This is a genomic window from Sphingorhabdus sp., assembly GCF_044338195.1.
GTDB lineage: Bacteria > Pseudomonadota > Alphaproteobacteria > Sphingomonadales > Sphingomonadaceae > Sphingorhabdus_B.
Map to the genome: position 1 here is coordinate 20775 of NZ_JBIIMC010000012.1, position 24109 is coordinate 44883.

Consider the following 24109-nt stretch of genomic DNA (forward strand, 5'->3'; position numbering starts at 1 on the left):
GGCTATATAATATTAGGTTGGCTTAGCCGAGCAGCTCCTATGCGCTGATGCATTAGGCCAAGGCAGGACTGGCTTAATCCAAATCCCAAGCGCGTTCGCCATGGCTTGAAATATCAAGCCCGTCACGTTCCTGATCTTCGCTGACCCGCATTGGCACAACCATCGACACCAGATAGCCGATGATGAGCGTGACCACGGCTGAATAGGCACCGACGATGGCAACGGCTTTCACCTGAACCCACAATTGCGATGCCATTCCCGCACCTTCGGCATAGCCAGCGCCGCCAAACGCCTCGCTTGCAAAGACCGCCAGCAGGACGGAACCAAGTATCCCGCCGATACCGTGCACGGCAAAAACGTCGAGCGAGTCATCGATTTTCAGCGTGCCTTTGACAAGGCCAACAAACCAGAAGCAGACGACGCCTGCCAATATGCCGAGAATTATCGCGCCGCCGGGGCCAATCACCCCTGCTGCCGGTGTGATCGTGGCAAGCCCAGCGACTGCGCCAGTTGCAAAGCCGACTGCGGTGGCCTTGCCGACCTTGATACGTTCAATCATCAGCCAGACAATCGCAGCCACCGAAGCCCCGACATGGGTGTTGATAATTGCGCTGGCGGCCGCATCATTTGCCGCCAAAGCCGATCCACCGTTGAAGCCAAACCAGCCAACCCAGAGGAGGCCCGCACCGGCCACTGTGAGCGCTGGGCTGTGCGGGAGCATCAGCGTTCTGGGAAAGCCAATGCGCTTGCCAAGCATGAGCGCGACAACAAGCGCTGAAATGCCAGCCGTGGTGTGCACAACAATGCCGCCGGCGAAATCAATGACGCCCTGGTCGGCCAGAAAACCGCTACCCCAAACCCAGCGGGTCACGGGGACATAGACAAGCAGCGACCATAAGGCGCTGAACGCCACGACCCAGCCAAAGCGGGCGCGTTCCACCCATGCGCCGACGATCAGGGCAGGGGTGATGATGGCGAATGTCATCTGGAACAGGGCAAAGGCAAGCTCTCCTGTCGTCTGCCCCTCACGGACAGAATCGAGCAAGCCATTGAACATGACATTTTCAAGCGATCCAATGAAGCCGTTGCCGTTCACGGAAAAGGCGAGGCTGTAGCCAATGACAATCCAGATAACCGAGGCAATAGCGGCAATCGCGCCGCATTGAACGAGGACCGACAAGAAGTTTTTGGCGCGAACCAGTCCGCCATAAAAAAGGGCAAGGCCAGGAAGCGTCATCATCAGCACGAGGGCTGACGCGGTCAAAATCCACGCGCTATCGCCACTGTTGGTTTCAGGGATAGCGACCATGCCCGTCTGTGCCATCGCTGGCGCTGACATGGCTGCGCTGAAAACCAGCGCTGTTTGCACAAATTTCTGGATCATAATCTTCCCCGCCCGCTTAATCGCCTCGTCTCTAGGCGCGGCGTCATAAAGCCTCAAGGCACAAAATTACGAGTAACTTACCGCAATCGAAAGAAAATTGCTTATTGCCAGCCCTCAAGCACCTGATCTGGCGGTCGGTGGCCGTCGGCCCATACGCGGATATTTGTAATCACGCGCTCGCCCGATGCTTCGCGCCCCTCGACTGTGGCGCTGCCCAAATGCGGGAGTAGCACCGCGTTGGGGATGCTCAAGAACCGCGAGTCTACGGCGGGTTCATGCGTGTACACATCAAGCCCAGCGCCCGCGATACGACCAGTTTGCAGTGCCTCGATCAATGCGTCTTCATCTATCAATTCGCCGCGTGAGCTGTTGATGACATATGCATTGGGTTTCATGTGCGCGATGCGATCGGCATTGATGATTTTGTCGGTGTCCGCCGTTAACGGGCAGTGCAGCGTGATGATGTCCGAACGGGCCACCAGCCGGTCGATGTCGGGTTCGAACGTGACGCCCAGTTCATCCTCAACGCTGGCGGGCAAACGGCTGCGTTTGTTGTAAATGATATTCATGCCAAATGCCTTGGCACGCATGGCGACGGCCTCTCCAATACGGCCAAGGCCGATAATGCCGAGTGTCTTGCCACCAATGCGGTGACCCAGCATGCCTGTGGGGCTCCAGCCGCTCCATTCACCATTGCGCATGGCACGGTGCCCTTCACCAAGCCGGCGGGGTACGTTCAGAATGAGCGCCATCGTGAGGTCAGCGGTATCGTCCGTAAACACGCCGGGCGTGTTCGTCACCATGATGCCCTTGGCCTTGGCTGCGGCCAAATCGATGTGATTAACGCCAGCACCATAGCTCGCGATCAATTTCAGGCGCGGCGGGGCGGCGGCGATGATGCTGGCATCGATGGAGTCCGTAACAGTCGGCACGAGCACGTCGCAATCCGCCATCGCGGCAACAAGCGCATCGCGGGTGAGGGGCACATCATCAGCATTGAAACGAGCATCGAACAGTTCCGCCATGCGCTTTTCAACAGCAGGAAGAAGCGTGCGGGTGACGCGGACAGACGGACGTTCAATGCGGCTAAGTTCGGGCATGGCAGTGACTAAAGCCGATTATGCGACAAGGTCAAGACAGGATGGTTGCGCTGCGCGCTGCGCTTACGGTATAGGATGAACACGGTGGTAAAAAATATGGTTAATCAACACAATTCGATCGTGCGTTGCGGTGCATTGGCGCTTGCGCTTTTTGGTGCTGCGTCCGCCGCCGGGCAGGCCCAACAAAAGCCGCCTTATTGGGCGTCAATTTCGAAGCCAGAGGCGCGCATGCGTACGGGTCCAAGCACTGAATTCCCCGTTACATGGGTGTATAAGCGCGAAAACCTGCCCGTGAAGGTCGTGGCGGTGCACAGCGTATGGCGCAAGGTCCAAGACCCCGATGGCGAGCAGGGATGGCTGCATGTCCGCTTGCTGAGCCCCAAGCGGGCTGCCATCGTCATCGGTAAAGAAATTGGCGCATTACGTGACGCGCCTGAAGCCAACGCGCATATTTCATGGCGCGTTGAACCCGGTGTGGTCGGGCTTATCGAAGAATGTGAAAAGGGCTATTGCCGCTTCGAAACGGAAGGCCGCTATGGCTATATTGAAACGGCGCGCATCTGGGGCGACGAAGCCCCCTAAGTCGTAACGCGCGAGGCTTAAGCCTCGACGCGCTCCGCCAGAACGGTCAGGCCGTTCTCATTCACTTCTGCAAAGCCACCAGCGATGATGAGGCGCTCGGGCGTCGCACCCTGCGTCGCGTAAATCTCAAGCGCGGCATCGTTACGCAGCGTGCTCATCATTGGGCTGTGGCCCTCAAGCACACCAAAATCGCCCTCACTACCCGGAACGACGACCATATAGACGTCGTCTGAGCGGTAGAGCTTTTCAGGTGTTACGAGTTCGAAACGAAGTGCCATAATGGCTTACGCCGCCTCCGCCGCAAGCTTGGCTGCCTTGGCAACGGCGTCTTCGATGCCGCCAACCATGTAGAAGGCTGCTTCTGGAAGATGGTCATATTCGCCGTCGACAACTGCCTTGAACGACTTAACCGTGTCTTCGACCTGAACGAACTTGCCGGAAATGCCGGTGAAGACTTCAGCAACATGGAAAGGCTGCGACAAGAAGCGCTGGATCTTACGCGCACGGGTAACAGTCAATTTGTCGTCTTCCGACAATTCGTCCATGCCCAAAATCGCGATGATATCCTGAAGCGACTTGTACTTCTGCAGCGTTTCCTGAACGCGGCGTGCCGTGTCATAATGCTCTTGGCCAACAACGGCTGGTGTCAAAACGCGGCTGACCGAGTCAAGCGGGTCAACGGCTGGGTAGATACCCAATTCCGAAATTGCGCGGTTCAACGTGGTCGTCGCGTCCAAGTGAGCGAACGACGTTGCTGGTGCAGGGTCGGTCAAGTCATCTGCAGGAACGTAAATGGCCTGAACCGAGGTAATCGAACCCTTGGTGGTTGACGTAATACGCTCTTGCAACTGGCCCATGTCAGTTGCCAAAGTTGGCTGATAGCCCACAGCCGAAGGAATACGGCCAAGAAGTGCGGACACTTCGGAACCGGCCTGCGTGAAGCGGAAGATGTTGTCGACGAAGAACAGAACGTCCTGGCCTTCTTCATCGCGGAAATATTCCGCCATGGTCAGACCCGACAAAGCAACGCGTGCACGCGCACCGGGAGGCTCGTTCATCTGGCCGAACACCAGCGCAACCTTCGAACCTTCTGGGGTTGGGTTGCCGTCGGCGTCCTTGGCGATAACGCCAGCGTCGAGGAATTCGTGATACAGATCGTTACCTTCGCGGGTACGCTCACCCACGCCAGCAAACACCGAAACGCCGCCATGGCCCTTTGCGATGTTGTTGATCAGTTCCTGAATAAGAACGGTCTTGCCAACGCCGGCACCGCCGAACAGACCGATCTTGCCGCCCTTTGCATAAGGCGCGAGAAGGTCGATAACCTTAATACCGGTGACGAGAATTTCAGCTTCGGTCGACTGGTCGGTGAACAAAGGCGCTTCTGCGTGGATTGGGTTCGACTTTGCAGCGCCAACAGGGCCACGCTCGTCGATGGGCTCGCCGATAACGTTCATGATGCGGCCAAGGGTCATGGGACCAACTGGAACCGAAATCTGCGCACCGGTGTCACGCACGGGCTGACCGCGGGTCAAACCTTCGGTCGCGTCCATTGCGATCGTGCGAACGGTGTTTTCGCCAAGATGCTGCGCAACTTCGAGGACAAGGCGGTTGCCGTTATTGTCGGTTTCAAGTGCCGACAAAATGGCAGGCAGCTGGCCAGTGAAGGTTACGTCGACAACAGCGCCGATGACCTGCGAAATGCGGCCCGTTGCACCGGCGACGTTAATCGCGGTTTGGCCAGCACCAGCCTTTGGAGCGGGAGCCTTGGTTGCAGCAGCTTTTTTCACAGGCGCTTTTTTAGCGGCTGCGGCGGGTGCTGCGGCCTTTTTTGGAGCGGCGGTCTTCTTCGGGGCGGTTGCCATTTGCTTCTTCCTTGCCTTTGGATGTCGTTAAAGCGCTTCTGCGCCTGCGATAATTTCGATAAGTTCAGTGGTAATCGCCGCCTGACGCGTGCGGTTATATTGAATAGTCAGCTTGTTGATCATGTCGCCCGCATTGCGCGTTGCGTTGTCCATTGCGGTCATTTTCGAACCTTGCTCGGACGCAGCATTTTCGCGGTTTGCGCGAAGCAGCTGAACGGCAACATTACGCGGCAGCAAGTCAGCGAGGATTTCTTCTTCGTCTGGCTCATATTCAACCGTCGCAGAAATGCCGACGGCATCGCCTTCACCCGCGGTGACGGCAACGGGCATCAGCTGGATTTGCGTTGGCGTTTGCGTGAGGACGTTTTCGAACTTGCTGAAGAACAGATGCGCGACGTCAAATTCGCCCGCTTCAAAGCGTGCGGTCAGATCTTCGCCCCATGCTTGAACATCAGCGTAAGTGAGCTTGCCCAAATCGCCTGGTTCAATGCTGTGGATGATATCGCCACGGAACGTCCGGCTGAGCTGATCGCGGCCTTTCTTTCCGATGGTGTAGAATTTGACGATCTTGCCTTCGGCCTTCAATGCTTCTGCCTGACGGCGGGCAAGACGGACGATATTGGTGTTGAACGCGCCAGCAAGGCCCTTGTCGCTGGTGGCGACAACGAACAAATGCACGTCGCTGTTGCCTGAACCAGCAAGCAGCTTTGGCGATTGAGGACCGACCGTTACCTTCGACGCGATGCTCGATACGACCGCTTCCAGTCGTTCGGCATATGGGCGTGATGCTTCAGCTGCTTCGGTTGCCCGACGCAGCTTCGCAGCAGCGACCATTTTCATCGCCTTGGTGATCTTCTGGGTCGACTTGACCGAGTTGATCCGCATTTTGAGGGCTTTTAAACTTGCCATCTTGGTTCCCGTGTTCCCCGGCGCAGGCCGGAGTCCAGTTTATCGTTGTGATCTGTGCCCCGACCTTTGCCGGAGATCAGTGAATTAAGCGAAATTCTTCGTGAACTTGTCGAGAGCGGCCATCAGCGCCTTCTTGCTGTCGTCGCTGAAGTCGCGGCTGTCGCGGATTGTCTTCAGGATGCCAGCATGGTTGGCGCGAAGGTCAGCCAGCATAGCTTCTTCGTAGCGGGTCACGTCGGCGACTGGGATGCCGTCGAGATACCCGTTTGTACCAGCGAAGATTGACGCGGTCTGCTCTTCGAAAGGCAGTGGCGAGAATTGCTTCTGCTTCAACAGCTCGGTTAGGCGCGCACCGCGGTTCAGCAGCTTTTGCGTCGACGCGTCGAGATCCGAGCCGAACTGCGCGAACGCAGCCATTTCGCGATATTGTGCAAGCTCAAGCTTAATCGAGCCCGATACCTTCTTCATCGCCTTTGTCTGTGCAGCCGAACCAACGCGGCTAACCGACAGACCAACGTTAATCGCAGGGCGGATACCCTGGAAGAACAGGTCGGTTTCAAGGAAGATCTGACCGTCGGTGATCGAAATCACGTTGGTTGGAATATATGCCGATACGTCACCAGCCTGTGTTTCAATGATCGGCAATGCCGTCAACGAACCACCGCCATTGGCGTCTGACATCTTTGCAGCGCGCTCGAGCAAGCGGCTGTGGAGATAGAAAACGTCACCAGGATACGCTTCACGGCCTGGAGGACGACGCAGAAGAAGCGACATCTGGCGATAGGCAACAGCCTGCTTCGACAAATCGTCATAGACGATGACGGCGTGCATGCCGTTGTCGCGGAAATATTCGCCCATCGCAACGCCGGTGTAAGGCGCGAGATACTGAAGTGGTGCAGGCTCCGAAGCGGTTGCAGCAACAACGATGGAATATTCCATCGCGCCTTGTTCTTCCAATGCCCGAACGATTTGCGCAACGGTCGAACGCTTCTGACCAACGGCAACGTAGATGCAGTAAAGCTTCTTCGATTCGTCAGTGCCCTTGTTCACTTCCTTCTGGTTGATGAACGTGTCGATGGCGACAGCGGTTTTACCGGTCTGACGGTCACCGATGATCAATTCGCGCTGGCCACGGCCAACAGGAACGAGTGCGTCGAGCGCCTTAAGGCCGGTCTGAACAGGTTCCGAGACCGATTGACGCGGAATGATGCCGGGCGCTTTGACTTCAACGCGGCTGCGCTGTGTGGTCTTGAGCGGGCCCTTGCCATCAATTGGGTTGCCAAGGCCGTCAACGACGCGGCCAAGCAGTTCCTTGCCGACAGGAACGTCAACGATGGTGCCGGTACGCTTTACAACGTCGCCTTCACGAATTTCGCTGTCGGTTCCGAAAATAACGACACCGACATTGTCCGCTTCAAGGTTCAAGGCCATGCCCTGAATACCATTAGCGAACTCGACCATTTCACCAGCCTGAACATTGTCGAGGCCGTGAATACGGGCGATACCGTCACCAACTGACAGAACGCTACCGACTTCCGAAACCTGAGCTTCGGTGCCGAAATTGGCGATCTGGTCCTTAATGACCTTGGAAATTTCTGCGGCGCGGATATCCATTTTGCTACTTAGCCTTTCATCGCGTTAGCGAGGGTGTTCAAACGGGTTTTAATAGAAGTGTCGATCATCTGGCTGCCGATGCGGACAGTCAGGCCACCCAAAATGGATGGATCGACTTTGGTTTGGATGGCCACGTCGCTGCCGACGCGTGCCTTAAGGTTTGCGGAAAGCGTCTTCATCTGCGCTGCGCTCAAGGCGTGCGCTGAAGTAACTTCGGCGGTGACTTCGCCGCGATGGGCGGCCGCAAGCGACGAGAAAGCCCGCGCGACTGATGCGGTTTCGCTGAGCCGGCGGTTGTCGGCAAGCACGCCCAAAGTCTTGGTCGTCAAAACATCCAACTTCATTGCCTTGGCAACAGCAGCGATTGCTTTTTTTGCGTCCGTCCGCGTCAATACTGGGTTGGTGGTCAGCGACTTAAGGTCTGCCGATTCGTTCACAGCTTTGGCGACCGACGTAAGGCTTTTTTCAACGGCGTTGATGGAGTTGGCGTCGCGCGCCAACTCGAACAATGCCGTCGCGTAACGGCCAGATAGACTGGCTTGTATATTAGCGCTTGTGCCGCCGGAATTATCCACGCGTTGAAGTCCTTAAATGTACAACTGATGTATTTGCTGAACCAGCCGAAAGGTTGCCCTGTCTCTAGCGTCGCCGCGCGCCTAGCAGGGCTTTTGTTGCGATGCAAGATTGGGAATTCAGTTCATTGCACACTGTTGCCGTCACAAACTCGTTCTGGTGGTGCAAACGGGCGTTGCACGGCAATCGAAAACACGTGAAATGCGGCAGGAGAGGAGACCAAGATGGGTGAAATGATTCGGATGGCAATGTCGGACGGCGCGGAGATTGCCGTCTACCATGCCGTACCAGATGGTGAGCGGCGCGGTGGCCTTGTGCTCGTGCAGGAAATTTTTGGCGTGACGGATCATATCCGCGAGCTGTGCGACGAATATGCCGCAGATGGGTATGAAGTTTTGTCACCAGCTATTTTTGATCGCGAGCATCCGGGTTTTGAAGCCGCCTATACGGGGCCCGATTACAACCGCGCCGTGGAATTGGCGCGTGATCTTCATCCATTCGCACAGTCGCTGGATGATGCGCAGATGTGCATTGACGCGTTAAAGGATAAAGGCCCCGTTTTCATCACCGGCTATTGCTATGGCGGGTCGGTGGCGTGGGCACTTGCGGGTATCAGCGATGATCTTGCGGCCGCCAGTTGCTATTATGGCAGTCTCGTACCGACAATATATGCAGACCAGACGCCCAAATGCGCCACAATCGCGCATTTCGGCAGATATGACCAAGGCATCCCGATGGAGGGTGTGGAGGCACTTATCGACAAGGCGCACCCCACCGCGCAGATATTTGTGTACGACGCCAATCATGGGTTCAATTCTGACCGGCGGAAAGACTATCACGAAGAAAGCGCCGATCTGGCGCGGGAGCGGACCTTGGCGTTGTTCCGCGCATGTGGCGGCTAGGCTGGATAGCAAAGGGGCATGTGGGCATGACACCAAGCGCATGGAAAAATGGTGGGGCAGGCGTCGAAATCCGCTGGGCGGTGGTTGATACCGCATTGGGCAAGATGCTGCTTGCCGCCACCGATAAAGGCATCTGCCGTCTGTCATTCGATGAAGATGAAGCCGCGCTGCAACGCCGGTTCCCGAATGCAGACATCATTGCCGGGGGCAGCGCGCTCCAGCATCTGGTAACAGGCGCCATTGCGGCCGTTGAGAACCCTGCTCAAATGCCGGACTTGCCGCTGGATGTGGGCGGCACCGCATTTCAACAGGCTGTCTGGAACGAGCTCAAGCGCATTCCGGCCGGTGAAACCCGGACCTACGCCGAAATCGCCGCTGCGGTCGGTAGACCTAATGCTGTTCGGGCAGCGGGAAGTGCCAATGGCGCAAATAACGTCGCTGTCCTCATCCCCTGCCACCGGGTTATACGAAGTGACGGTTCTCTTGGCGGCTTTGCATATGGCCTTGAACGAAAACAAGCCTTGCTAGACAAGGAACGCGCACAAGGACGATTATTGTAATCCGCGCCTGTTGGCTTAAGGGTAGATTGCCCGCACAAAATACAGGCCTTCGGGCGGCGCATTTTCCGCCAAGGCAGAGCGGTCTGCCGCATCCAGCGCAGCCTGCAAATCGTCGGCGGTCCAACGGCCAAGCCCCACGGCGACAAGGCAACCCACCATCGACCGCACCTGATGATGTAGGAACGACAAGGCCGCAGCCTCGACGATCACATGCTGCCCTTCGCGACGGACGTTCAACCGTTCGAGCGACTTGACCGGGCTTGCCGATTGGCATGCCGTCGACCGGAAGGTCGTGAAATCATGCACGCCCACCAAAATTTGCGCCGCTGCGTGCATTGCGTCGGCATCAAGGTGCGGACCAACGCGCCACACCCGACCCTTTTCAAGTGTGAGCGAGGCGCGGCGATTGAGGATGCGATATTCATAGGACCGGCCAATGCAACTGAAACGCGCATGCCAGTCATCGGCGACTTCCTCGCAATGCAATATCGCGATGGGGTGCGGCCGCAAATGGGCGTTGATGGCTTCCATCAATCGGAAGGACGAAAGTCCTTTTTCAACATCGACATGCGCGCGCATGCCCAATGCGTGGACGCCGGCATCGGTGCGGCCTGCGCTATAGACCAATGTCTTTTCGCCAGTGGTTTTGAATATGGCCTCTTCGATGGCGCCTTGAACCGAAGGGCCATGGTCCTGCCATTGCCAGCCCATATAGGGGCCGCCGTCAAATTCGATGGTGAGGGCAAAGCGAGTCATTGCAGAATCGTGCCCGCCGGGATTGCCTTGCCACGCAGCAAGTCTGCGGTCGGCATTGCGGGTTTGCCTGCGCGTTGGATGATTGTGGGACGGATCGCATTAACGCCACATGCGATGGTCAGTTGATCGTCCAAAACCGCGCAGGCTTTGCCCGTATCGGCAACGATGTCGGCGGCAAGCACACGATATCTTTCGCCTTCAAATTCGAACCATGCACCCGGCGCGGGGTTATATGCGCGTATCTGTCGCTCGACCACTTCAGCGGACATTGAAAAATCCAATTTGGTTTCTGCCTTGTCGATTTTGGCGGCATAAGTCACGCCATCCTCCGGTTGCGGCACACAAGGGTGTGCGTCGAGGTCCGATAATACGCTTACCATCAATTCTGCGCCAAGCTCGGCCAGCTCACTCGTGAGGATGCCCGTGGTTTTGTGCCCGATTTCGATTTCCGTCGTCGCACGAATAGGACCGGTATCGAGGCCTGCTTCCATTTGCATGACCATGACGCCTGTTGTGGCGTCGCCTGCCAGTATGGCACGCTGAACCGGCGCAGCACCGCGCCAGCGCGGCAGCAGCGATCCGTGAATATTCAGGCAACCATGCCTTGGCGCCTCCAAGATCGATTTGGGCAGGATAAGGCCATATGCCGCGACAATTGCGGCGTCGAGGTCAAGCACGGCAAATTCCGCTGCGGCATCATCCTGTCGCAGGGAAAGCGGCGTGCGTATATGCAAACCCAGTTCTTCGGCACGCTGTTGCACGGCGGATGGCGTAAGCTTTTTACCGCGGTTGGCGGGGCGGGGCGGCTGCGAATATACGGCAACCACATCATGCCCAGCGGCAACCAGCGCGTCGAGCGCGGGCACGGCAAATTCGGGTGTTCCCATGAAGGCAAGACGCATCGTCACTTTTCCTTTGTTCGAAAGCCCCCTAAGACCCACTGCATGGCATCGCAAGAAATAGACGCATTGGCACAGGCATTGTCGAAATTGCCCGGACTTGGCCCCCGCTCGGCACGGCGGGTTGTGCTGCACCTTATGAAAAAGCGTGAAAGCGTGTTGATGCCGCTTTTGCGCGCGTTGGAGCAGGTCGAACAAAGGCTGGTCGTCTGCAGCACGTGCGGGAATATCGATACCGGCAACCCCTGCGGCATTTGCGTCGATCCGCGCCGCGACATCCGCTCCATCTGTGTTGTTGAAGACGTATCCGATTTGTGGGCGCTGGATCGTTCGCGGCTATTTCCGGGAAAATATCATGTGCTGGGCGGCCGGTTATCCGCATTGGATGGCGTCCGGCCGGAGGATTTGAACATCGAAGGCTTAGTTAGCCGTGTTGCAGCCGGCGGCGTCGATGAAGTCGTCTTGGCCATGAATGCCACTTTGGAGGGGCAGACGACCGCGCATTATCTCGCCGAACGGCTTGAACAATTTCCGATACGCTTGACCCAATTGGCGCATGGCGTGCCCGTTGGCGGTGAGCTGGATTATCTGGACGATGGCACTTTGGCGCAAGCATTGCGCGCCAGACGTCCAGTCGGTTGATTTATCGTACGACCGTCCCTATCTGCGACCCATGGCCATATTACCTATTCTTGAAGTGCCCGATCCGCGGCTGAAAACCATTTCGACGCCTGTCGAGACATTCGATGCGGATTTGAAAACGCTCGTCGATGACATGACCGAAACGATGTACGCCGCGCCCGGTATTGGGCTGGCCGCTATTCAGGTCGGGGTTCCCAAGCGCCTGTTGGTCATCGATTTGCAGGAAGAGGAAGGCGAGGGTAATGAACCCGTTCGCAATCCGCGGGTATTTGTAAATCCGGAAATATTGGACCCGTCGAACGAACACAGCCTGTACAACGAAGGTTGCCTTTCGGTCCCTGATCAATATGCAGAGGTCGAACGCCCCGCGCAAATCCGCGCACGTTGGCAGGACCTTGATGGCAAGTTTCATGAAGAGACAATGACGGGTCTCATGGCGACCTGTCTCCAGCACGAGATGGACCATCTCGAAGGCATCTTGTTCATTGACCACCTGTCGCGGCTAAAGCGTCAGATGGTGCTCAAGAAAATCGAAAAAGCCCGCAAAATGGGCGGCGGCCATGTCCATAATGAGCATTGCCGCCACTAAATTGCGTTCGCCGGACAAGTTCCCGGCTTGATCCGCCGCGTTACTTTGCGAATTGAGTCGGTGCTGGGCTGATTGTCACGAACTTGCCCGACTGAATTTCCTGCACCTCAAGCATGCGCTCGGTCAGGCCACTGGGCATGAAGCGGAATGCGCCATCAACACCGATGAAGCCTTGCGGGTCAGTCAGCTGCACAACGGGAAATTTCGTCCCCGGACGCCAGTCACGCGCCACCCGCGCGATCAAAAGCACCGAATCATACCCAAGGCTGGATAGCCGCAATGGCGCCTTGCCAAAGCGTGCCCGATATTTGGCGGCATATTGGGTATAAAGGGTGTCGGAGACGCTCGCAAACCAACCGCCATACATGGCCGGGTTGCCCGCCAATGACCCATCGATATTCCACAAATCGGTGCCGAGAATTTTTGCATTGCGCATCCCGTTGCGCCGAAGCGCTGGCACCAATACAACGCCGGCACGGCCACTGTCGGCAATCAGGACAGCATCAATCTGCCCCAATTGCGCCAACCGGCGCGCCGCTGCATCGGCAGACGCTGTTGTTCCATTAGATTCTTCGATGGCAACAAGCGTTCCGCCCGCGCTGCGCACGGCAGAGGTTAGGTTCGATTGCGCACGCTGGCCATATACATTGGTCGAAACGACGCCTGCAAAGCGGTTATAGCCTTGCGAACGGGCGTAGCGGACAACGCGGTCGATGGATTGATTGGGTAAATGGCCAAGCAAGAATACATTTTGCCCGGCAACACCGACATCGTTGGAAAAGCTGATGATGGGCACAGCCGTGGTGCGCGCGACTGCGGCGGCCTCCACAACATCGTCGCCACGCAGCGGGCCCAATATGACCTTGTTTCCATCCGCAATCGCGCGCTTTGCGGCTGCGGCGACGCCGGTGCTGGTGTCATAGGTGATCATGCGAATATTAGTCGCTTTGGTGTCCGCCAGTGCAAGCGCGGTTGCGTTGGCGATGGATTGGCCAACGTCGCCGTCTGGACCAGTCACTGGCAACAGCAACGCCACGCGGTGCATGCCGTCCAGCGGGTCCTCGGACACCACAGGGGGTGGCCCTTTACTCCCACGCGGGGCGGTGGCGCAGGCCGCGAGCAAAACGACCGAAGCCAAAACCAGCAGCTTTTTGATCTGTCCTGCTAAAGCTTGCGGCGTTGCGCCGCTTGCTGCATTGGATGCGCTCATGAATTTTCCCTTGGGTAGAAGCATATAAATCAGATGATGTTCGAATCGGGCTTATATGTCGTTGCGACACCAATCGGCAACCTTGCAGATATGTCACAACGGGCGATTGATCTGCTGGAAGCCGCAGAAATTGTGGCTGTAGAAGACAGCCGGGTAACCGGTAAATTGTTGCATCATCTTGGCCTGAAGAAAAAGATGCGGCGATATAACGACCATAGTGGCGAGGCCGAGCGTGAGTCACTGGTCGCCGCTGCGCGGGGCGCGGTTGTTGCGCTGGTGTCGGACGCAGGCACACCGCTGATTTCAGACCCCGGTTACAAGCTGGTGCGCAGCGCACGCGAGGCAGGCGTTCCGGTATATACGATCCCCGGTGCAAGCGCGGTTACGGCGGCTTTATCGATTTGCGGCTTGCCGACAGACCGCTTTTTGTTCGCCGGTTTCCTTCCCAATAAAGCCAAGGCACGTGTCGAAACGTTGACGGAGCTGGGTCAGGTAAAGGCCACGTTGGTTTTTTACGAGGCAGGGCCGCGTCTTGCCGCGTCGCTTTCCGCCATCGCGGAGACGTATGGCGACCGTGAAGTCGCCGTCGCGCGGGAACTGACCAAGAAATTTGAAGAGGTTGTAACGGGCACCGCATCCGAACTTGCCGCGCGTTATGCGGCGCAAGAGCCAAAGGGTGAAATCGTCCTGATCATCGGTCCGCCGGCGGATGACGTTGCCTATGACACCGGCGATGTGGACACAGCCTTGCGCGAAGCACTGGATACCATGTCCGCCGCCAAGGCCGCTGGCGTCATTGCCAAGCGTTTCGGGCTGGAGCGCAGCGACGTTTATACGCGCGCTACGCAACTGAAGTCGCAGTGAACCGGTTGGCCGCAGAAAAATTGGGACGGCGTGGTGAAGCCATCGCTGCCTGGTTTTTGCGGTTAAAAGGGTGGCGGGTTGTTGCAACGCGGGTGAAAACGCCGCGCGGCGAAGTCGACTTGATCGCACGGCGCGGCAAAACCATTGCGTTCGTTGAGGTAAAAGCGCGCGCAAATGTGCGTGACCTCGCCACCGCGATTGACGCCTACAGATTACGCCGCGTTGCTGCTGCGGCCGAAATTCTGCTCCCGAAATATGGAAAAGAATGCGAAAATATGCAGATAGACGTGATTATGGTTGCGCCATGGCGTTGGCCGAACCATCTGCCAAACGTCTGGCACGGATAAGGACAAGCAAATGGCAATACAAATGGCGGTCCAGATGGACCCGATGGACGGCATCAATATTCATGGCGACTCCAGCTTTGCGCTGATGCTTGCGGGCCAATCGCGCGGCTATGATATTTGGCATTATGATGTGATGTCATTGACGCTCGACGCCAACGACCGGCTGACCGCGCTCGCACATCCTGTGCATGACCTTCAGCGCGTTGAGGGCGCACATTATCGGTTCGGCGCGCCACAGCGCATCGATCTGGGCTCTGACATTGACGTCGTGCTGATGCGGCAGGACCCGCCATTTCATGTAGGCTATATCACCGCCACCCATTTGCTTGAACGCATCGAGCATGAGACGTTGGTGGTCAACAATCCTGCCAGCGTGCGGAATGCGCCGGAAAAGGTCATGGTGCTCGACTATCGCAAGTTCATGCCACCGACGCTGATTACGCGTTCACTCGATGAAGTGCGCGCGTTTCAAAAGGAACATGGCGCGATTGTCGTAAAGCCACTGCATGGCAATGGCGGCAAGGCGATTTTCCGCATTGAAGCCGATGGCAGCAATGTCGGCGCGCTGTTTGAGGTGTTCAATTCGACATGGCCCGAACCACATATGGTACAGCCATTCCTGCCCGACGTTGCCAAGGGCGATAAGCGCATCGTTCTGATCGACGGCGAAGTCACAGGGGCCATCAACCGCCGTCCGGGTGAAGGCGAATTCCGGTCGAACCTTGCCGTGGGTGGTAGTGCCGAAGCGACGTTGTTGACCCCGGAGGAGCAAGAAATTTGCGCTGCGATGGGGCCGCGTTTGAAAGAACTCGGGCTGATATTCGTCGGCATTGATGTCATCGGCGGAAAATGGCTGACGGAAATCAACGTAACCTCGCCAACCGGCATCGTCGCGATTGACCGGTTCAATGGCACCGATACCGCTGCCAAAATACTGGACGCCATTGAACGCAGGCTTGCCGGCCGCGCTTAATGGAAGACTGGATTATCAGGCTCGTTGAATGGGGGCATTATTGGGGCGTCGCCCTGCTGATGTTGCTGGAGACCGTTTTTCCGCCCGTCCCGTCCGAGGTCATTATGACCGTGGCGGGTGTGTCCGCGGCGCGTGGCAATATGAGCCTTTGGGGCACGATCGCGGCCGGAACCGCAGGCGCAATGCTTGGCAACTGGCTGTGGTATTGGTTGGCCATCAAGTTTGGCGAAGCGCGCATGCATGTTTTTATCGACCGCTACAGCCGTTGGCTCACGCTTGACTGGGCAGAGATTGAACGCGGACATGGGCTGTTTCGCAAGTATGGGCCGATCATCGTGCTCGTGGCGCGTATGTTGCCGACGCTGCGTTCTTTGATTTCGATTCCCGCTGGTTTGTTCGGTATGTCGCTGCGCCGTTTTCTGGTTTTCTCTACGATTGGAACGGTGGGGTGGAGCGCGGCTCTCGCCTGCGCTGGATATTTCTTGGGCTCACAATTTGACGATATCGAAAAGTGGCTTGGGCCTTTGTCGACCGTCATCATGGTCGGCATATTGGGGTCCTATGTCTGGCGTCTGGCGCGCTGGAAGCCCAGTCCTAACCCCGCGCCTAAGCCCTCGGATGGGCGTTCTGATACTCATCCAGAAGCATAGCCGTATCGACAGCGGTATAGATTTGCGTTGATGATAGGCTGCTATGGCCCAGCAATTCCTGAAGACTGCGCAGATCTGCACCACCCGCAAGCAAATGCGTTGCAAAGCTGTGGCGCAAGGCATGCGGCGTCGTGCGTTCCGATAGGCCAAGCCGCATGCGCGCGCCTTGCACCGCGCGGCGTACAAGTGCCGGCGCCAATGGCCCGCCGCGCGCGCCGCGAAACAATGGTTGGTCGGCAGCCATTGGATAAGGGCACAAAGCAATATATTCCTGAATAGCGGTGCGGACTTGATCGAGCAGCGGCACGATGCGCGTCTTGTTACGCTTGCCGGTGACGCGCAGTGTCGTACCAAGCGGCAAGATATCGCCGAGCAGCCCCGTCGCTTCGCTCACCCGCAGGCCGCTGCCGTAGAGCAGGAGAAGCAAGGCCCAGTCACGTGCGCCGACCCAGCCATCGTTCGCGCTTTCTGCGACGTCATCCGCTAGCGCCAGTACGTCGTCGGGGTTTACGGGGCGCGGCAGGCTGCGTTGCACGCGCGGGCCCTTCATGGCGGGCAGGGTTGCGTTTTCGCCCAGCGCAAAGCGCAAAAAATGACGGGCGGCGGACAATTCACGGGCGGTGGACCGGTTGGTCAGTCCATCGCCACGCCGGTCCGCCAAAAAGGCGCGCATGTCAGCGGCGGAAATTTTCATCAGCGTTGCGCGGTCGACTGCCGCCCCCCAATGCAATTGCAGAAAACCGGTAAGCCGATCTGCTGTGGCATGATAGGCGCGGACGCTATGCGGCGACATCCGGCGATTGTCGGTCAGGAACGTTAGATATTCGGCGAGCAGTGACATTATACCGTCATGCTATCAGGCGGCAGCATCCGCCTCAACCGCTACTATTTGCGGCAGGATCGCATCCAGCAACGGCATGCCTTGCGGCGTGACAGTCACGCGGTCCCCGTCGCGGGTGATGAGGCCAAGGCGTGCGATTTTGTCGACAGCCTTGAAATCCAGCATCTTGTCTGGCGCAATACCGGTGCGCGATGACAGGCGCTCAAGGCTGATACCCTCGCTCAACCGCAGTCCCATCAGCAGGCTCTCGGTTGCACGGCTTGCGGGATCGAGATGATCTTCACTGCTGATGCCATGCGCGTTTCGGCCCACAGAAGAAAGAAAATTCTCTGGTTTTTTATGGCGTTGTGTCGCACACTTCAGACGGCGTCCATGCGCGCCGGGGCCAATGCCGATATAATCATCATAGCGCCAGTAACTCAAATTATGCCGGCTTTCATGACCCACCCGCGCATGGTTGCTAATCTCATAGGCGGCCATGCCTGCTGCGCGCGTCATGTCCTGCGTCATTTCATAGAGGGTCGCCGCATCGTCATCGTCGGCGGGGGTGAAGTGCCCAGTGCGAACGAGCGTTTCGAACCGTGTGCCCGCCTCAATCGTCAACTGATATAGCGACATATGATCGGTGCCGAAGGACAATGCGCGCCGAAGCTCCGCCTCCCATTGCTTGGCCGTTTGTTCGGGCCGCGCATAAATCAGGTCGATATTGACGCGGTCGAAATGCTGCTGCGCAACCGTGAGGGCATCGAGGCTCTCCGCAACCGAATGCGCACGCCCCAAAAAGGCCAAGGCGGCGTCATCGAGCGATTGCAGGCCAAGCGACACGCGGTTGACGCCCGCTTTGGCCAAGTCGGCGAAGCGGGATGCCTCAACCGAGGACGGGTTCGCCTCCAGAGTAATCTCGATATTGTCGGCAAAGCCCCAATGTTGCGCAGCGGCTTCAATCAGTACCGCGACCGTTGACGGCGGCATCAGCGACGGCGTGCCGCCGCCGAAGAAAATGGAACTGAGCTTGCGGCCGGGCGTCAACGCCGCTTCGTAGGCCATGTCCGCCAACAGTGCGGCGCACCACGCGTCTTGGTCGACGCTTTCCCGCACATGGCTGTTGAAGTCACAATAAGGGCATTTGGAAACGCAAAAGGGCCAGTGGATATACAGGGCGAGCGGATTTGACATTCGAGGCTTACCGTAGCCCTGAGCCGGCAGTGCGGAGCACTGCCGAAAAGTCGAAGGGTGCGTCTCGTTCAACCACCGTGCTTGACTGATGCCCGCCCTTCGACGGTCGCAGCCACTGCGTGACTGCTCCTCTGGGCTTCGGTCTGGTCAGAGTTGGCGCTTGTCAAAAAACCGCCTCAACCAATTTGTCGAACGCATCTGCCCGATGGCTCATGGCATGTTTCTCCGCCGGGTCCAGTTCCGCAAAAGTTTGCGTCCGGTCGGTTGGCACGAACACCGGATCATAGCCAAAGCCCAACGTTCCGCGTGGAGGCCATGTCAGGCTGCCCTGTACGCGGCCTTCGAACAATTCTTCATGCCCATCGGGCCATGCAAGCGCGAGGGTGCAGATAAAGTAGGCGCTTCGGTCGGTATCCGGGCCAAGCTCGGCCAATTTGCCCTCGACTTTACCCATCGCCATGTACCAGTCGCGGCCTGGTCCGCCTTCGAACCGCTGCTTTTCAGCCCAATCTGCGGTGTACACTCCGGGCGCGCCACCGAGTGCGGCCACGCAAAGGCCGCTGTCATCCGCCAAGGCAGGCAGGCCTGAACCTTGGGCAGAAGCATGTGCTTTCAGAAGCGCATTTTCGGCGAAGGTCGTCCCTGTCTCTTCGGGCTCAGGCAAGCCAAGCTCACCCGCCGAAACCGGTTCGATGCCAAACGGCGCCAGTAAGGCGCGGATTTCACGCACCTTGCCCGCATTGTGGCTGGCGATGACAAGCTTGCCGGGCTCCAATTTGCGATGGGTCATATATTCTTGCCTTGAACCATATTGTCACCCACGCTTTCGCGGGAATGACATGGACGTTTTATTGCAACAAGCGGTTACTTCACCGCTTCCGCTTGCACCGCAAAGATCCGGTCGGTGCCCATGCGTGCGAGACGGAGCAAGCGCATTAGGCTTTCCTCATCATAAGTCGCGCCTTCGGCAGTCGCTTGTACTTCAGCGATCTGTCCGCCTTCAATGAGGACGAAGTTCGCATCAGCATCAGCGCTCGAATCTTCGATATAGTCGAGGTCAAGGACGGGCGTGCCGTTGACGATGCCGCAGCTGATGGCGGCGACGCGGCCACTGATCGGATCTTCCTTGATCGCACCCGAAGCAAGCAGGCCATCAACCGCAAGCCGCAAGGCGACCCACGCGCCAGAGATCGCCGCTGTGCGTGTTCCGCCGTCGGCTTGCAACACGTCACAATCGATCGTGATCTGATGCTCGCCGAGCTTTTTCATATCTACGACAGCACGTAAAGAACGTCCAATAAGACGTTGAATTTCTTGTGTTCTGCCTGACTGTTTGCCCTTTGCCGCTTCGCGCTGGCTGCGGGTATGCGTCGCACGTGGGAGCATGGAATATTCTGCCGTCACCCAGCCTTCACCCTTGCCACGCAACCATGGTGGAAGGCGATCTTCGATGCTCGCGGTGACAAGCACGCGGGTGTCGCCAAAGCAGATGAGGCAGCTGCCCTCTGCATGCTTGGTGAAATGGGTTTCAATCGAAATGGCGCGCATTTCGTCTGGCGCACGGCCTGATGGTCGCATGATAGTCTCCTGATAATGGGTCGAAGGCAGCAATAGCTTGCCCCGCTTGCTTTGCAAGCGCGCTGCGCTAAACCAGCAACCGTGAGCCAAATTCCAATCAATGAATTGAACGATCGCACGCGCGTCATCTTCCGGATGGTGGTTGAAAGCTATCTGGACAATGGCGCGCCCGTGGGGTCGCGAACGCTTTCCAAATTTGCGGGCCTGAATTTATCGCCCGCCTCGATTCGCAATGTGATGCAGGATTTGGAAGAGGCAGGCTTGCTTGCCTCACCGCACACCAGCGCTGGCCGCGTGCCCACCGAAAGCGGTCTTCGTCTTTTTGTCGACGGCATGATGCAGTCGGCCGAACCATCCATGGAAGAACGCCGTGCGATTGAATCGCAAATCATGGGCGATGGGCCAATTGAAGAAGCGTTGGCGGCGGCAACGTCGGTGTTGTCGGGGCTATCGGCCTGCGCCGGAATCGTGCTCGTCCCCAAACGTGATGCTGTGTTGAAGGCATTCAACTTTGCGCGCCTGTCGCCGACGCAAGTTTTGGCCATCATGGTCGGATCGGACAACAGCGTTGAAAACCGGTTGGTTGCGATTGACCCAGCTGTTTCCGATTCTGCGTTGGTTGAGGCGTCCAATTATATCTCGGCCCGATTGTCGGGTTTGACCTTGTCAGAGGCGCTGGAGCATCTTGACCGCGAAATTCGTGCTGAACAGGCGGAGCTTGATGCGGCAAGCCAGAAGCTCGTGCGCGATGGGCTGGCGATCTGGTCGCTCGATGCCAATGACCGGCCGGTGCTCATTGTGCGCGGCCAGTCGAACCTGATTGATGATGCCGCAGCGGCGGACCTTGACCGGGTGCGCCAGTTGCTCGACGAATTGGAAAGCAAGGAAGAAATCGTGCGATTGGTTGACAGTGCCCGCGATGCGCAATCGGCTCGCATCTTCATTGGTTCAGAGAATAATCTGTTCTCGCTGTCCGGCTCCTCCGTCATCGCTGCGCCATATCGCGAGGCGGGTGGTAAGGTGGTCGGTGTCGTGGGCGTCATTGGTCCGACACGGCTCAATTATGCCCGCATCGTGCCGATGGTCGATTTCACGGCGCAGGCGCTCAGCCGCTTAATAAAGTGACGCACGGCTTGATGAAACCGAATTGGTTTCTATATGCGCAAAGCAACAGGCGGCATCCGTGCCGCAACAATCATGGGTTAATCAGGTTATGACGGACAAGAACACTGTATCCGCAGATGCAGCAGCAGAAAAGGAATTGGAAGGCGTGCCAGAGCATATGAAGGATGACGCCTCAGAAGCGACCGACACCGCCGACGCCAAAATTGCCACGCTCGAAGACGCGCTCGCCACGGCGCAGCAGGAAGTTCTGTATGCGCAGGCCGAAACGCAAAATGTGCGTCGCCGTATGGAAAAGGAAGCGCAAGATGCGCGCGCTTATGCCGCAACCGGCTTTGCCCGCGACATCCTGTCCGTCTCCGACAATTTGGCGCGTGCATTGGAAGCCATTCCTGCGGAGATGCGCGAAAGCGAGTCGATGAAGCCGCTCGTCATTGGCCTTGAAGCCACTGGTCGCGAACTCGACAGCGTCTTTGCCAAAAACGGCATCACCCGCATCGCCGCAATGGGCATGCCGCTTGATCCGAACCAGCATCAGGCGATGGTCGAAATCCCCAGCGCAGATGCGGAACCCGGCACGATCGTGGCCGAGATGCAGGCGGGTTATATGATCAAGGATCGCCTGTTGCGCCCTGCATTGGTTGGGGTGGCAAAAGCGCCGGAGTAATTCCTGACGCATCATGGCCATCACACCGGGGGTGGTCTAACCGAACGCGCTCCGCTATCCAGCGCGTCCCATGACCACAGCGGCATTCTCTTTGGACCGTCAGTCCCCTTGGCGCGATGAATTTCGCGCGACATTGTCGCTTGCCTGGCCGTTGATCCTGACCAACTTGTCGATGTCGTTGATTGGCGCAACCGATGTGGTGATGGTGGGGTGGCTGGGGCCAACCGAGTTGGCGGCGGCGTCACTGGGGTTCAACCTGTGTATGACGGCGGCGATTTTCTGCATGGGTCTCGTTACCGCGACAGCGCCGATGATGGCGAGCGAGCGCGGCGCAAAGGCCCATTCGGTGTGCGATATCCGCCGCACATTCCGGCAAGGATTGTGGGTCGCGGTTGCGATCATGATTCCGATCTGGTTGGTCCTGTGGCAGGCGGAGACAGTGTTGCTGACGCTTGGTCAGCAAGCCGAGCTTGCGTCCAAAGCGCAAAGCTATGTGCGGGCCTATATGTGGTCGATCCTGCCATTTTTGTGGCTGATTGTCGCACGTAATTTCCTGTCGGCGTTGGAGCAGCCCATGTGGTCGCTCGTGATGGGCATATTGGGCGTTTTTGCCAACGCGGCATTCAACTATGTCCTGATTTTTGGTAAGCTTGGTCTGCCGCCTTTGGGACTGGTCGGCGCGGGCATCGGCAGTATTCTTGCCAATATGTTCATGTTTTTGGGCATGGTTGCGGTCATCACTTATCATCCCAAATTCCGGCGATATCATCTTTTCGGACGTTGGTGGCGCAGCGATTGGCCGCGTTTTCGCGCGCTGTGGAAACTGGGCCTTCCGATTGGCGTGACGATGGGTTTGGAAGGTGGCGTGTTTGGCGTTGCCGTTATGCTCATGGGGTTAATCGACACTGCCTCGGTCGCAGCGCATGCCATTGCGCTTCAGGTCGCAAGTGTGACGTTCATGGTGCCGATGGGCCTTGCGCAGGCCGCGACAGTGCGTGTGGGCATTGGTTATGGCCGACGCGACCCTTCGCTGATCCGCCGTGCCGGTTGGACCAGCTTCGTCATGGGAACCGGGTTCATGGCGGCTATGGCCGTGTTGATGTGGCTGTCGCCTGACTTACTGATTGCGCTATTCATTGATCGCGACGCCGCGGTCAATGCAGAGGTTGTGCGGCTTGCCGTCAGCTTCCTTGCCATTGCAGCTTTGTTCCAGATTGTTGATGGCGCGCAAGTCGTCGGCGCGGGCATGCTGCGGGGATTACATGACACCAGTGTACCCATGTTGTTCGCGGCCTTTGGCTATTGGGTGGTCGGCATTGGCGTGGGTGCGTGGTTGGCATTTTCGCAAGGGTGGAACGGCGTTGGCATTTGGGTCGGCTTGGCGAGCGGGCTGGGCATTGTTGCCATACTCATGCTCGTCCGCTGGTCGCTGCGCGCGCGGCTCGGGCTGCTGCCTTCAGAAGCTTAACATACCGTCAGATTGCGACAAAGGCGGCGCCCCTGCGACCTTTGCACCGTTCCGCCAACGCCCGTTCGCGGATCGTTTCAAACTCCGTTTCGTCATCCTGAACTTGTTTCAGGATAACGCGCCACCGTTGTTTGTTATCCCGAAACAAGTTCGGGATGACGACAATATCGGAAAAGGGTACGCCCTAGCCGTCGATTGCCTTTTTCTCGTCCGGGTCAGTGCCGTCGACTTCCTGCACGCGGGCCTTTACCAATATGCGCACATTGTTGGAGAACAGAAATTCCGTTTCGATCACGCCAAGCCGGCGGGGGATAAGGTTGACGCCCCACATCATCACATGCTTGCCACCTTTTTTGAAGGCGACGGTTTCGTCTGCGGGGATCAGAACACGGTTCAGGGGGGCCATGGACACTGCCCCTGTTTTCGGATCCACCGTCACATCGTGCATTTCAACGCGGATGGCGGACGGCGAACTGACGCGCAGCAAATAGACATCTTCGGGGCCGCCATAGACGTTGAAGTGCAATGCCGACGGATTGCTGTCGACTGGCGATAGCGTGAGCACGGCCTCTTTGACCTTTAGCTGCGGTGTGGGGCCGCACGAGCCCAGCAATAGTGCACTTGCTGCGGCTGCAACTGTGAATATCCGTCGGTTCATATGATCCTCATTTGGTATCGGCTTGGCTTTCCAAGGCCGGGGCTGTGTCTACTTTTTCCCCTATCTAGGGTTGCCGAAGTCTTGTGCCAAGAGATTTGGCACCTATATCGCCGCTACAAGGTTGCATTACGGGAAAACACCGGTGCCTGATAGGGCCGGACCGGAAGTGACCATTGAGAG

26 protein-coding genes and 1 pseudogene are annotated in these 24109 nt (G+C 57.7%); 12 read left to right on the forward strand and 15 right to left on the reverse strand.

Annotation, left to right across the window (positions count from 1 at the left end):
* Positions 1-73: 73 nt before the first annotated feature.
* Together ACIQZK_RS05220 and ACIQZK_RS05225 are read right to left on the reverse strand one after the other, a co-directional pair.
* Positions 74-1384, reverse strand: a complete 1311-nt coding sequence (locus tag ACIQZK_RS05220; RefSeq protein WP_397575238.1) for an ammonium transporter — start codon at positions 1382-1384, stop codon at positions 74-76.
* Between the two features lie 101 nt (positions 1385-1485).
* A complete protein-coding gene (locus tag ACIQZK_RS05225) occupies positions 1486-2484 on the reverse strand; it encodes a 2-hydroxyacid dehydrogenase (RefSeq protein ID WP_397575204.1) in 999 nt (332 codons plus the stop codon).
* Between the two features lie 96 nt (positions 2485-2580).
* On the opposite strand from ACIQZK_RS05225, the gene ACIQZK_RS05230 reads away from it, so the two are divergent.
* Positions 2581-3066, forward strand: coding sequence for an SH3 domain-containing protein (locus tag ACIQZK_RS05230; protein ID WP_397575205.1), 486 nt, complete (start codon positions 2581-2583; stop codon positions 3064-3066).
* 17 nt (positions 3067-3083) lie between these two features.
* On the opposite strand, the gene ACIQZK_RS05235 is transcribed toward ACIQZK_RS05230, so the two are convergent.
* The 5 genes from ACIQZK_RS05235 to ACIQZK_RS05255 form a co-directional block, all read right to left on the reverse strand.
* On the reverse strand, positions 3084-3344 hold the full coding sequence (locus ACIQZK_RS05235) for an ATP synthase F1 subunit epsilon (RefSeq protein WP_183941657.1): 261 nt from the start codon (positions 3342-3344) through the stop codon (positions 3084-3086).
* A gap of 6 nt (positions 3345-3350) precedes the next feature.
* Positions 3351-4931: a F0F1 ATP synthase subunit beta gene (gene atpD / locus ACIQZK_RS05240; RefSeq protein WP_324479430.1), complete on the reverse strand. Its 1581-nt coding sequence runs from the start codon at positions 4929-4931 to the stop codon at positions 3351-3353.
* Positions 4932-4958: 27 nt separating this feature from the next.
* On the reverse strand, positions 4959-5840 hold the full coding sequence (locus ACIQZK_RS05245; protein ID WP_397575206.1) for a F0F1 ATP synthase subunit gamma: 882 nt from the start codon (positions 5838-5840) through the stop codon (positions 4959-4961).
* 84 nt (positions 5841-5924) lie between these two features.
* Complete coding sequence (gene atpA, locus ACIQZK_RS05250) at positions 5925-7454, reverse strand: F0F1 ATP synthase subunit alpha (protein ID WP_397575207.1); 1530 nt, start codon at positions 7452-7454, stop codon at positions 5925-5927.
* Between the two features lie 8 nt (positions 7455-7462).
* Positions 7463-8029 carry a F0F1 ATP synthase subunit delta gene (locus ACIQZK_RS05255; protein ID WP_333568970.1) on the reverse strand — a complete coding sequence of 189 codons (567 nt, stop codon included), beginning with the start codon at positions 8027-8029 and terminating at the stop codon, positions 7463-7465.
* 222 nt (positions 8030-8251) lie between these two features.
* Between ACIQZK_RS05255 and ACIQZK_RS05260 the strand changes: the two genes are divergently transcribed.
* Complete coding sequence (locus tag ACIQZK_RS05260) at positions 8252-8929, forward strand: dienelactone hydrolase family protein (protein WP_397575208.1); 678 nt, start codon at positions 8252-8254, stop codon at positions 8927-8929.
* Between the two features lie 8 nt (positions 8930-8937).
* A pseudogene (locus tag ACIQZK_RS05265) lies at positions 8938-9489 on the forward strand (methylated-DNA--[protein]-cysteine S-methyltransferase); the annotation flags it as partial.
* Between the two features lie 15 nt (positions 9490-9504).
* Here ACIQZK_RS05265 and truA read toward each other — a convergent pair.
* Both truA and fmt read right to left on the reverse strand, forming a co-directional pair.
* Complete coding sequence (gene truA, locus ACIQZK_RS05270; protein ID WP_395637794.1) at positions 9505-10245, reverse strand: tRNA pseudouridine(38-40) synthase TruA; 741 nt, start codon at positions 10243-10245, stop codon at positions 9505-9507.
* Positions 10242-11147 (reverse strand): methionyl-tRNA formyltransferase, encoded by a 906-nt coding sequence (fmt, locus tag ACIQZK_RS05275; RefSeq protein ID WP_397575209.1) that lies wholly within the window; start codon positions 11145-11147, stop codon positions 10242-10244. Before fmt ends, truA begins: the two co-directional genes overlap by 4 nt.
* 42 nt (positions 11148-11189) lie before the next feature.
* Here fmt and recR point away from each other — a divergent pair, with 42 nt between their 5' ends.
* Positions 11190-11786, forward strand: coding sequence for a recombination mediator RecR (gene recR, locus ACIQZK_RS05280; protein ID WP_397575210.1), 597 nt, complete (start codon positions 11190-11192; stop codon positions 11784-11786).
* A 31-nt stretch (positions 11787-11817) separates the two neighbouring features.
* A complete protein-coding gene (gene def / locus ACIQZK_RS05285; RefSeq protein ID WP_397575211.1) occupies positions 11818-12375 on the forward strand; it encodes a peptide deformylase in 558 nt (185 codons plus the stop codon).
* Positions 12376-12415: 40 nt separating this feature from the next.
* Here def and ACIQZK_RS05290 read toward each other — a convergent pair whose 3' ends face one another.
* A complete protein-coding gene (locus tag ACIQZK_RS05290) occupies positions 12416-13585 on the reverse strand; it encodes a penicillin-binding protein activator (protein WP_397575212.1) in 1170 nt (389 codons plus the stop codon).
* A 33-nt stretch (positions 13586-13618) separates the two neighbouring features.
* On the opposite strand from ACIQZK_RS05290, the gene rsmI reads away from it, so the two are divergent.
* Genes rsmI through ACIQZK_RS05310 form a run of 4 tightly spaced genes read left to right on the forward strand, consistent with a single transcriptional unit; the run spans position 13619 to position 16419 of the window.
* Positions 13619-14449, forward strand: a complete 831-nt coding sequence (gene rsmI / locus ACIQZK_RS05295; RefSeq protein WP_397575213.1) for a 16S rRNA (cytidine(1402)-2'-O)-methyltransferase — start codon at positions 13619-13621, stop codon at positions 14447-14449.
* On the forward strand, positions 14446-14796 hold the full coding sequence (locus ACIQZK_RS05300; RefSeq protein WP_397575214.1) for a YraN family protein: 351 nt from the start codon (positions 14446-14448) through the stop codon (positions 14794-14796). Before rsmI ends, ACIQZK_RS05300 begins: the two co-directional genes overlap by 4 nt.
* 10 nt (positions 14797-14806) lie before the next feature.
* Positions 14807-15769: a glutathione synthase gene (gene gshB / locus ACIQZK_RS05305; RefSeq protein WP_397575215.1), complete on the forward strand. Its 963-nt coding sequence runs from the start codon at positions 14807-14809 to the stop codon at positions 15767-15769.
* A complete protein-coding gene (locus ACIQZK_RS05310) occupies positions 15769-16419 on the forward strand; it encodes a DedA family protein (protein ID WP_397575216.1) in 651 nt (216 codons plus the stop codon). The genes gshB and ACIQZK_RS05310 overlap by 1 nt, the downstream gene beginning before the upstream one ends.
* On the opposite strand, the gene ACIQZK_RS05315 is transcribed toward ACIQZK_RS05310, so the two are convergent.
* The 4 genes from ACIQZK_RS05315 to rph form a co-directional block, all read right to left on the reverse strand.
* A complete protein-coding gene (locus ACIQZK_RS05315; protein ID WP_397575217.1) occupies positions 16376-17260 on the reverse strand; it encodes a tyrosine recombinase XerC in 885 nt (294 codons plus the stop codon). The genes ACIQZK_RS05310 and ACIQZK_RS05315 overlap by 44 nt on opposite strands.
* Before the next feature lie 15 nt (positions 17261-17275).
* The gene (gene hemW, locus ACIQZK_RS05320) at positions 17276-18436 is read right to left on the reverse strand and encodes a radical SAM family heme chaperone HemW (protein WP_397575218.1); all 1161 of its coding nucleotides are present in this window, start codon (positions 18434-18436) and stop codon (positions 17276-17278) included.
* 163 nt (positions 18437-18599) lie between these two features.
* Positions 18600-19226: an RdgB/HAM1 family non-canonical purine NTP pyrophosphatase gene (rdgB, locus tag ACIQZK_RS05325; RefSeq protein ID WP_397575219.1), complete on the reverse strand. Its 627-nt coding sequence runs from the start codon at positions 19224-19226 to the stop codon at positions 18600-18602.
* Between the two features lie 74 nt (positions 19227-19300).
* The gene (rph, locus tag ACIQZK_RS05330) at positions 19301-20014 is read right to left on the reverse strand and encodes a ribonuclease PH (RefSeq protein WP_395634623.1); all 714 of its coding nucleotides are present in this window, start codon (positions 20012-20014) and stop codon (positions 19301-19303) included.
* An 81-nt stretch (positions 20015-20095) separates the two neighbouring features.
* On the opposite strand from rph, the gene hrcA reads away from it, so the two are divergent.
* The 3 genes from hrcA (at position 20096) to ACIQZK_RS05345 (ending at position 23271) form a co-directional block, all read left to right on the forward strand.
* Entirely contained in the window at positions 20096-21139 is a 1044-nt protein-coding gene (gene hrcA / locus ACIQZK_RS05335; protein WP_397575220.1) for a heat-inducible transcriptional repressor HrcA, read from the forward strand.
* 88 nt (positions 21140-21227) lie between these two features.
* Complete coding sequence (gene grpE / locus ACIQZK_RS05340) at positions 21228-21803, forward strand: nucleotide exchange factor GrpE (protein WP_395637593.1); 576 nt, start codon at positions 21228-21230, stop codon at positions 21801-21803.
* A gap of 70 nt (positions 21804-21873) precedes the next feature.
* Positions 21874-23271, forward strand: coding sequence for an MATE family efflux transporter (locus ACIQZK_RS05345; protein ID WP_397575221.1), 1398 nt, complete (start codon positions 21874-21876; stop codon positions 23269-23271).
* A 184-nt stretch (positions 23272-23455) separates the two neighbouring features.
* On the opposite strand, the gene ACIQZK_RS05350 is transcribed toward ACIQZK_RS05345, so the two are convergent.
* Complete coding sequence (locus ACIQZK_RS05350) at positions 23456-23929, reverse strand: copper chaperone PCu(A)C (protein ID WP_395634620.1); 474 nt, start codon at positions 23927-23929, stop codon at positions 23456-23458.
* Between the last annotated feature and the right edge of the window lie 180 nt (positions 23930-24109).

What these genes read in the sequence shown, in the direction of transcription:
- rsmI (WP_397575213.1), top strand. Translation starts at nt 13,619, where the DNA reads ATGATGTTCGAATCGGGCTTATATGTCGTTGCGACACCAATCGGCAAC.
- hemW (WP_397575218.1), bottom strand. Translation starts at nt 18,436, where the DNA reads ATGTCAAATCCGCTCGCCCTGTATATCCACTGGCCCTTTTGCGTTTCC.
- recR (WP_397575210.1), top strand. Translation starts at nt 11,190, where the DNA reads ATGGCATCGCAAGAAATAGACGCATTGGCACAGGCATTGTCGAAATTG.
- ACIQZK_RS05290 (WP_397575212.1), bottom strand. Translation starts at nt 13,585, where the DNA reads ATGAGCGCATCCAATGCAGCAAGCGGCGCAACGCCGCAAGCTTTAGCA.
- ACIQZK_RS05350 (WP_395634620.1), bottom strand. Translation starts at nt 23,929, where the DNA reads ATGAACCGACGGATATTCACAGTTGCAGCCGCAGCAAGTGCACTATTG.
- rdgB (WP_397575219.1), bottom strand. Translation starts at nt 19,226, where the DNA reads ATGACCCATCGCAAATTGGAGCCCGGCAAGCTTGTCATCGCCAGCCAC.
- ACIQZK_RS05225 (WP_397575204.1), bottom strand. Translation starts at nt 2,484, where the DNA reads ATGCCCGAACTTAGCCGCATTGAACGTCCGTCTGTCCGCGTCACCCGC.
- gshB (WP_397575215.1), top strand. Translation starts at nt 14,807, where the DNA reads ATGGCAATACAAATGGCGGTCCAGATGGACCCGATGGACGGCATCAAT.
- def (WP_397575211.1), top strand. Translation starts at nt 11,818, where the DNA reads ATGGCCATATTACCTATTCTTGAAGTGCCCGATCCGCGGCTGAAAACC.
- ACIQZK_RS05310 (WP_397575216.1), top strand. Translation starts at nt 15,769, where the DNA reads ATGGAAGACTGGATTATCAGGCTCGTTGAATGGGGGCATTATTGGGGC.
- truA (WP_395637794.1), bottom strand. Translation starts at nt 10,245, where the DNA reads ATGACTCGCTTTGCCCTCACCATCGAATTTGACGGCGGCCCCTATATG.
- ACIQZK_RS05230 (WP_397575205.1), top strand. Translation starts at nt 2,581, where the DNA reads ATGGTTAATCAACACAATTCGATCGTGCGTTGCGGTGCATTGGCGCTT.
- fmt (WP_397575209.1), bottom strand. Translation starts at nt 11,147, where the DNA reads ATGCGTCTTGCCTTCATGGGAACACCCGAATTTGCCGTGCCCGCGCTC.
- ACIQZK_RS05220 (WP_397575238.1), bottom strand. Translation starts at nt 1,384, where the DNA reads ATGATCCAGAAATTTGTGCAAACAGCGCTGGTTTTCAGCGCAGCCATG.
- atpA (WP_397575207.1), bottom strand. Translation starts at nt 7,454, where the DNA reads ATGGATATCCGCGCCGCAGAAATTTCCAAGGTCATTAAGGACCAGATC.
- ACIQZK_RS05345 (WP_397575221.1), top strand. Translation starts at nt 21,874, where the DNA reads ATGACCACAGCGGCATTCTCTTTGGACCGTCAGTCCCCTTGGCGCGAT.
- ACIQZK_RS05260 (WP_397575208.1), top strand. Translation starts at nt 8,252, where the DNA reads ATGGGTGAAATGATTCGGATGGCAATGTCGGACGGCGCGGAGATTGCC.
- atpD (WP_324479430.1), bottom strand. Translation starts at nt 4,931, where the DNA reads ATGGCAACCGCCCCGAAGAAGACCGCCGCTCCAAAAAAGGCCGCAGCA.
- ACIQZK_RS05245 (WP_397575206.1), bottom strand. Translation starts at nt 5,840, where the DNA reads ATGGCAAGTTTAAAAGCCCTCAAAATGCGGATCAACTCGGTCAAGTCG.
- rph (WP_395634623.1), bottom strand. Translation starts at nt 20,014, where the DNA reads ATGCGACCATCAGGCCGTGCGCCAGACGAAATGCGCGCCATTTCGATT.
- ACIQZK_RS05235 (WP_183941657.1), bottom strand. Translation starts at nt 3,344, where the DNA reads ATGGCACTTCGTTTCGAACTCGTAACACCTGAAAAGCTCTACCGCTCA.
- grpE (WP_395637593.1), top strand. Translation starts at nt 21,228, where the DNA reads ATGACGGACAAGAACACTGTATCCGCAGATGCAGCAGCAGAAAAGGAA.
- ACIQZK_RS05315 (WP_397575217.1), bottom strand. Translation starts at nt 17,260, where the DNA reads ATGTCACTGCTCGCCGAATATCTAACGTTCCTGACCGACAATCGCCGG.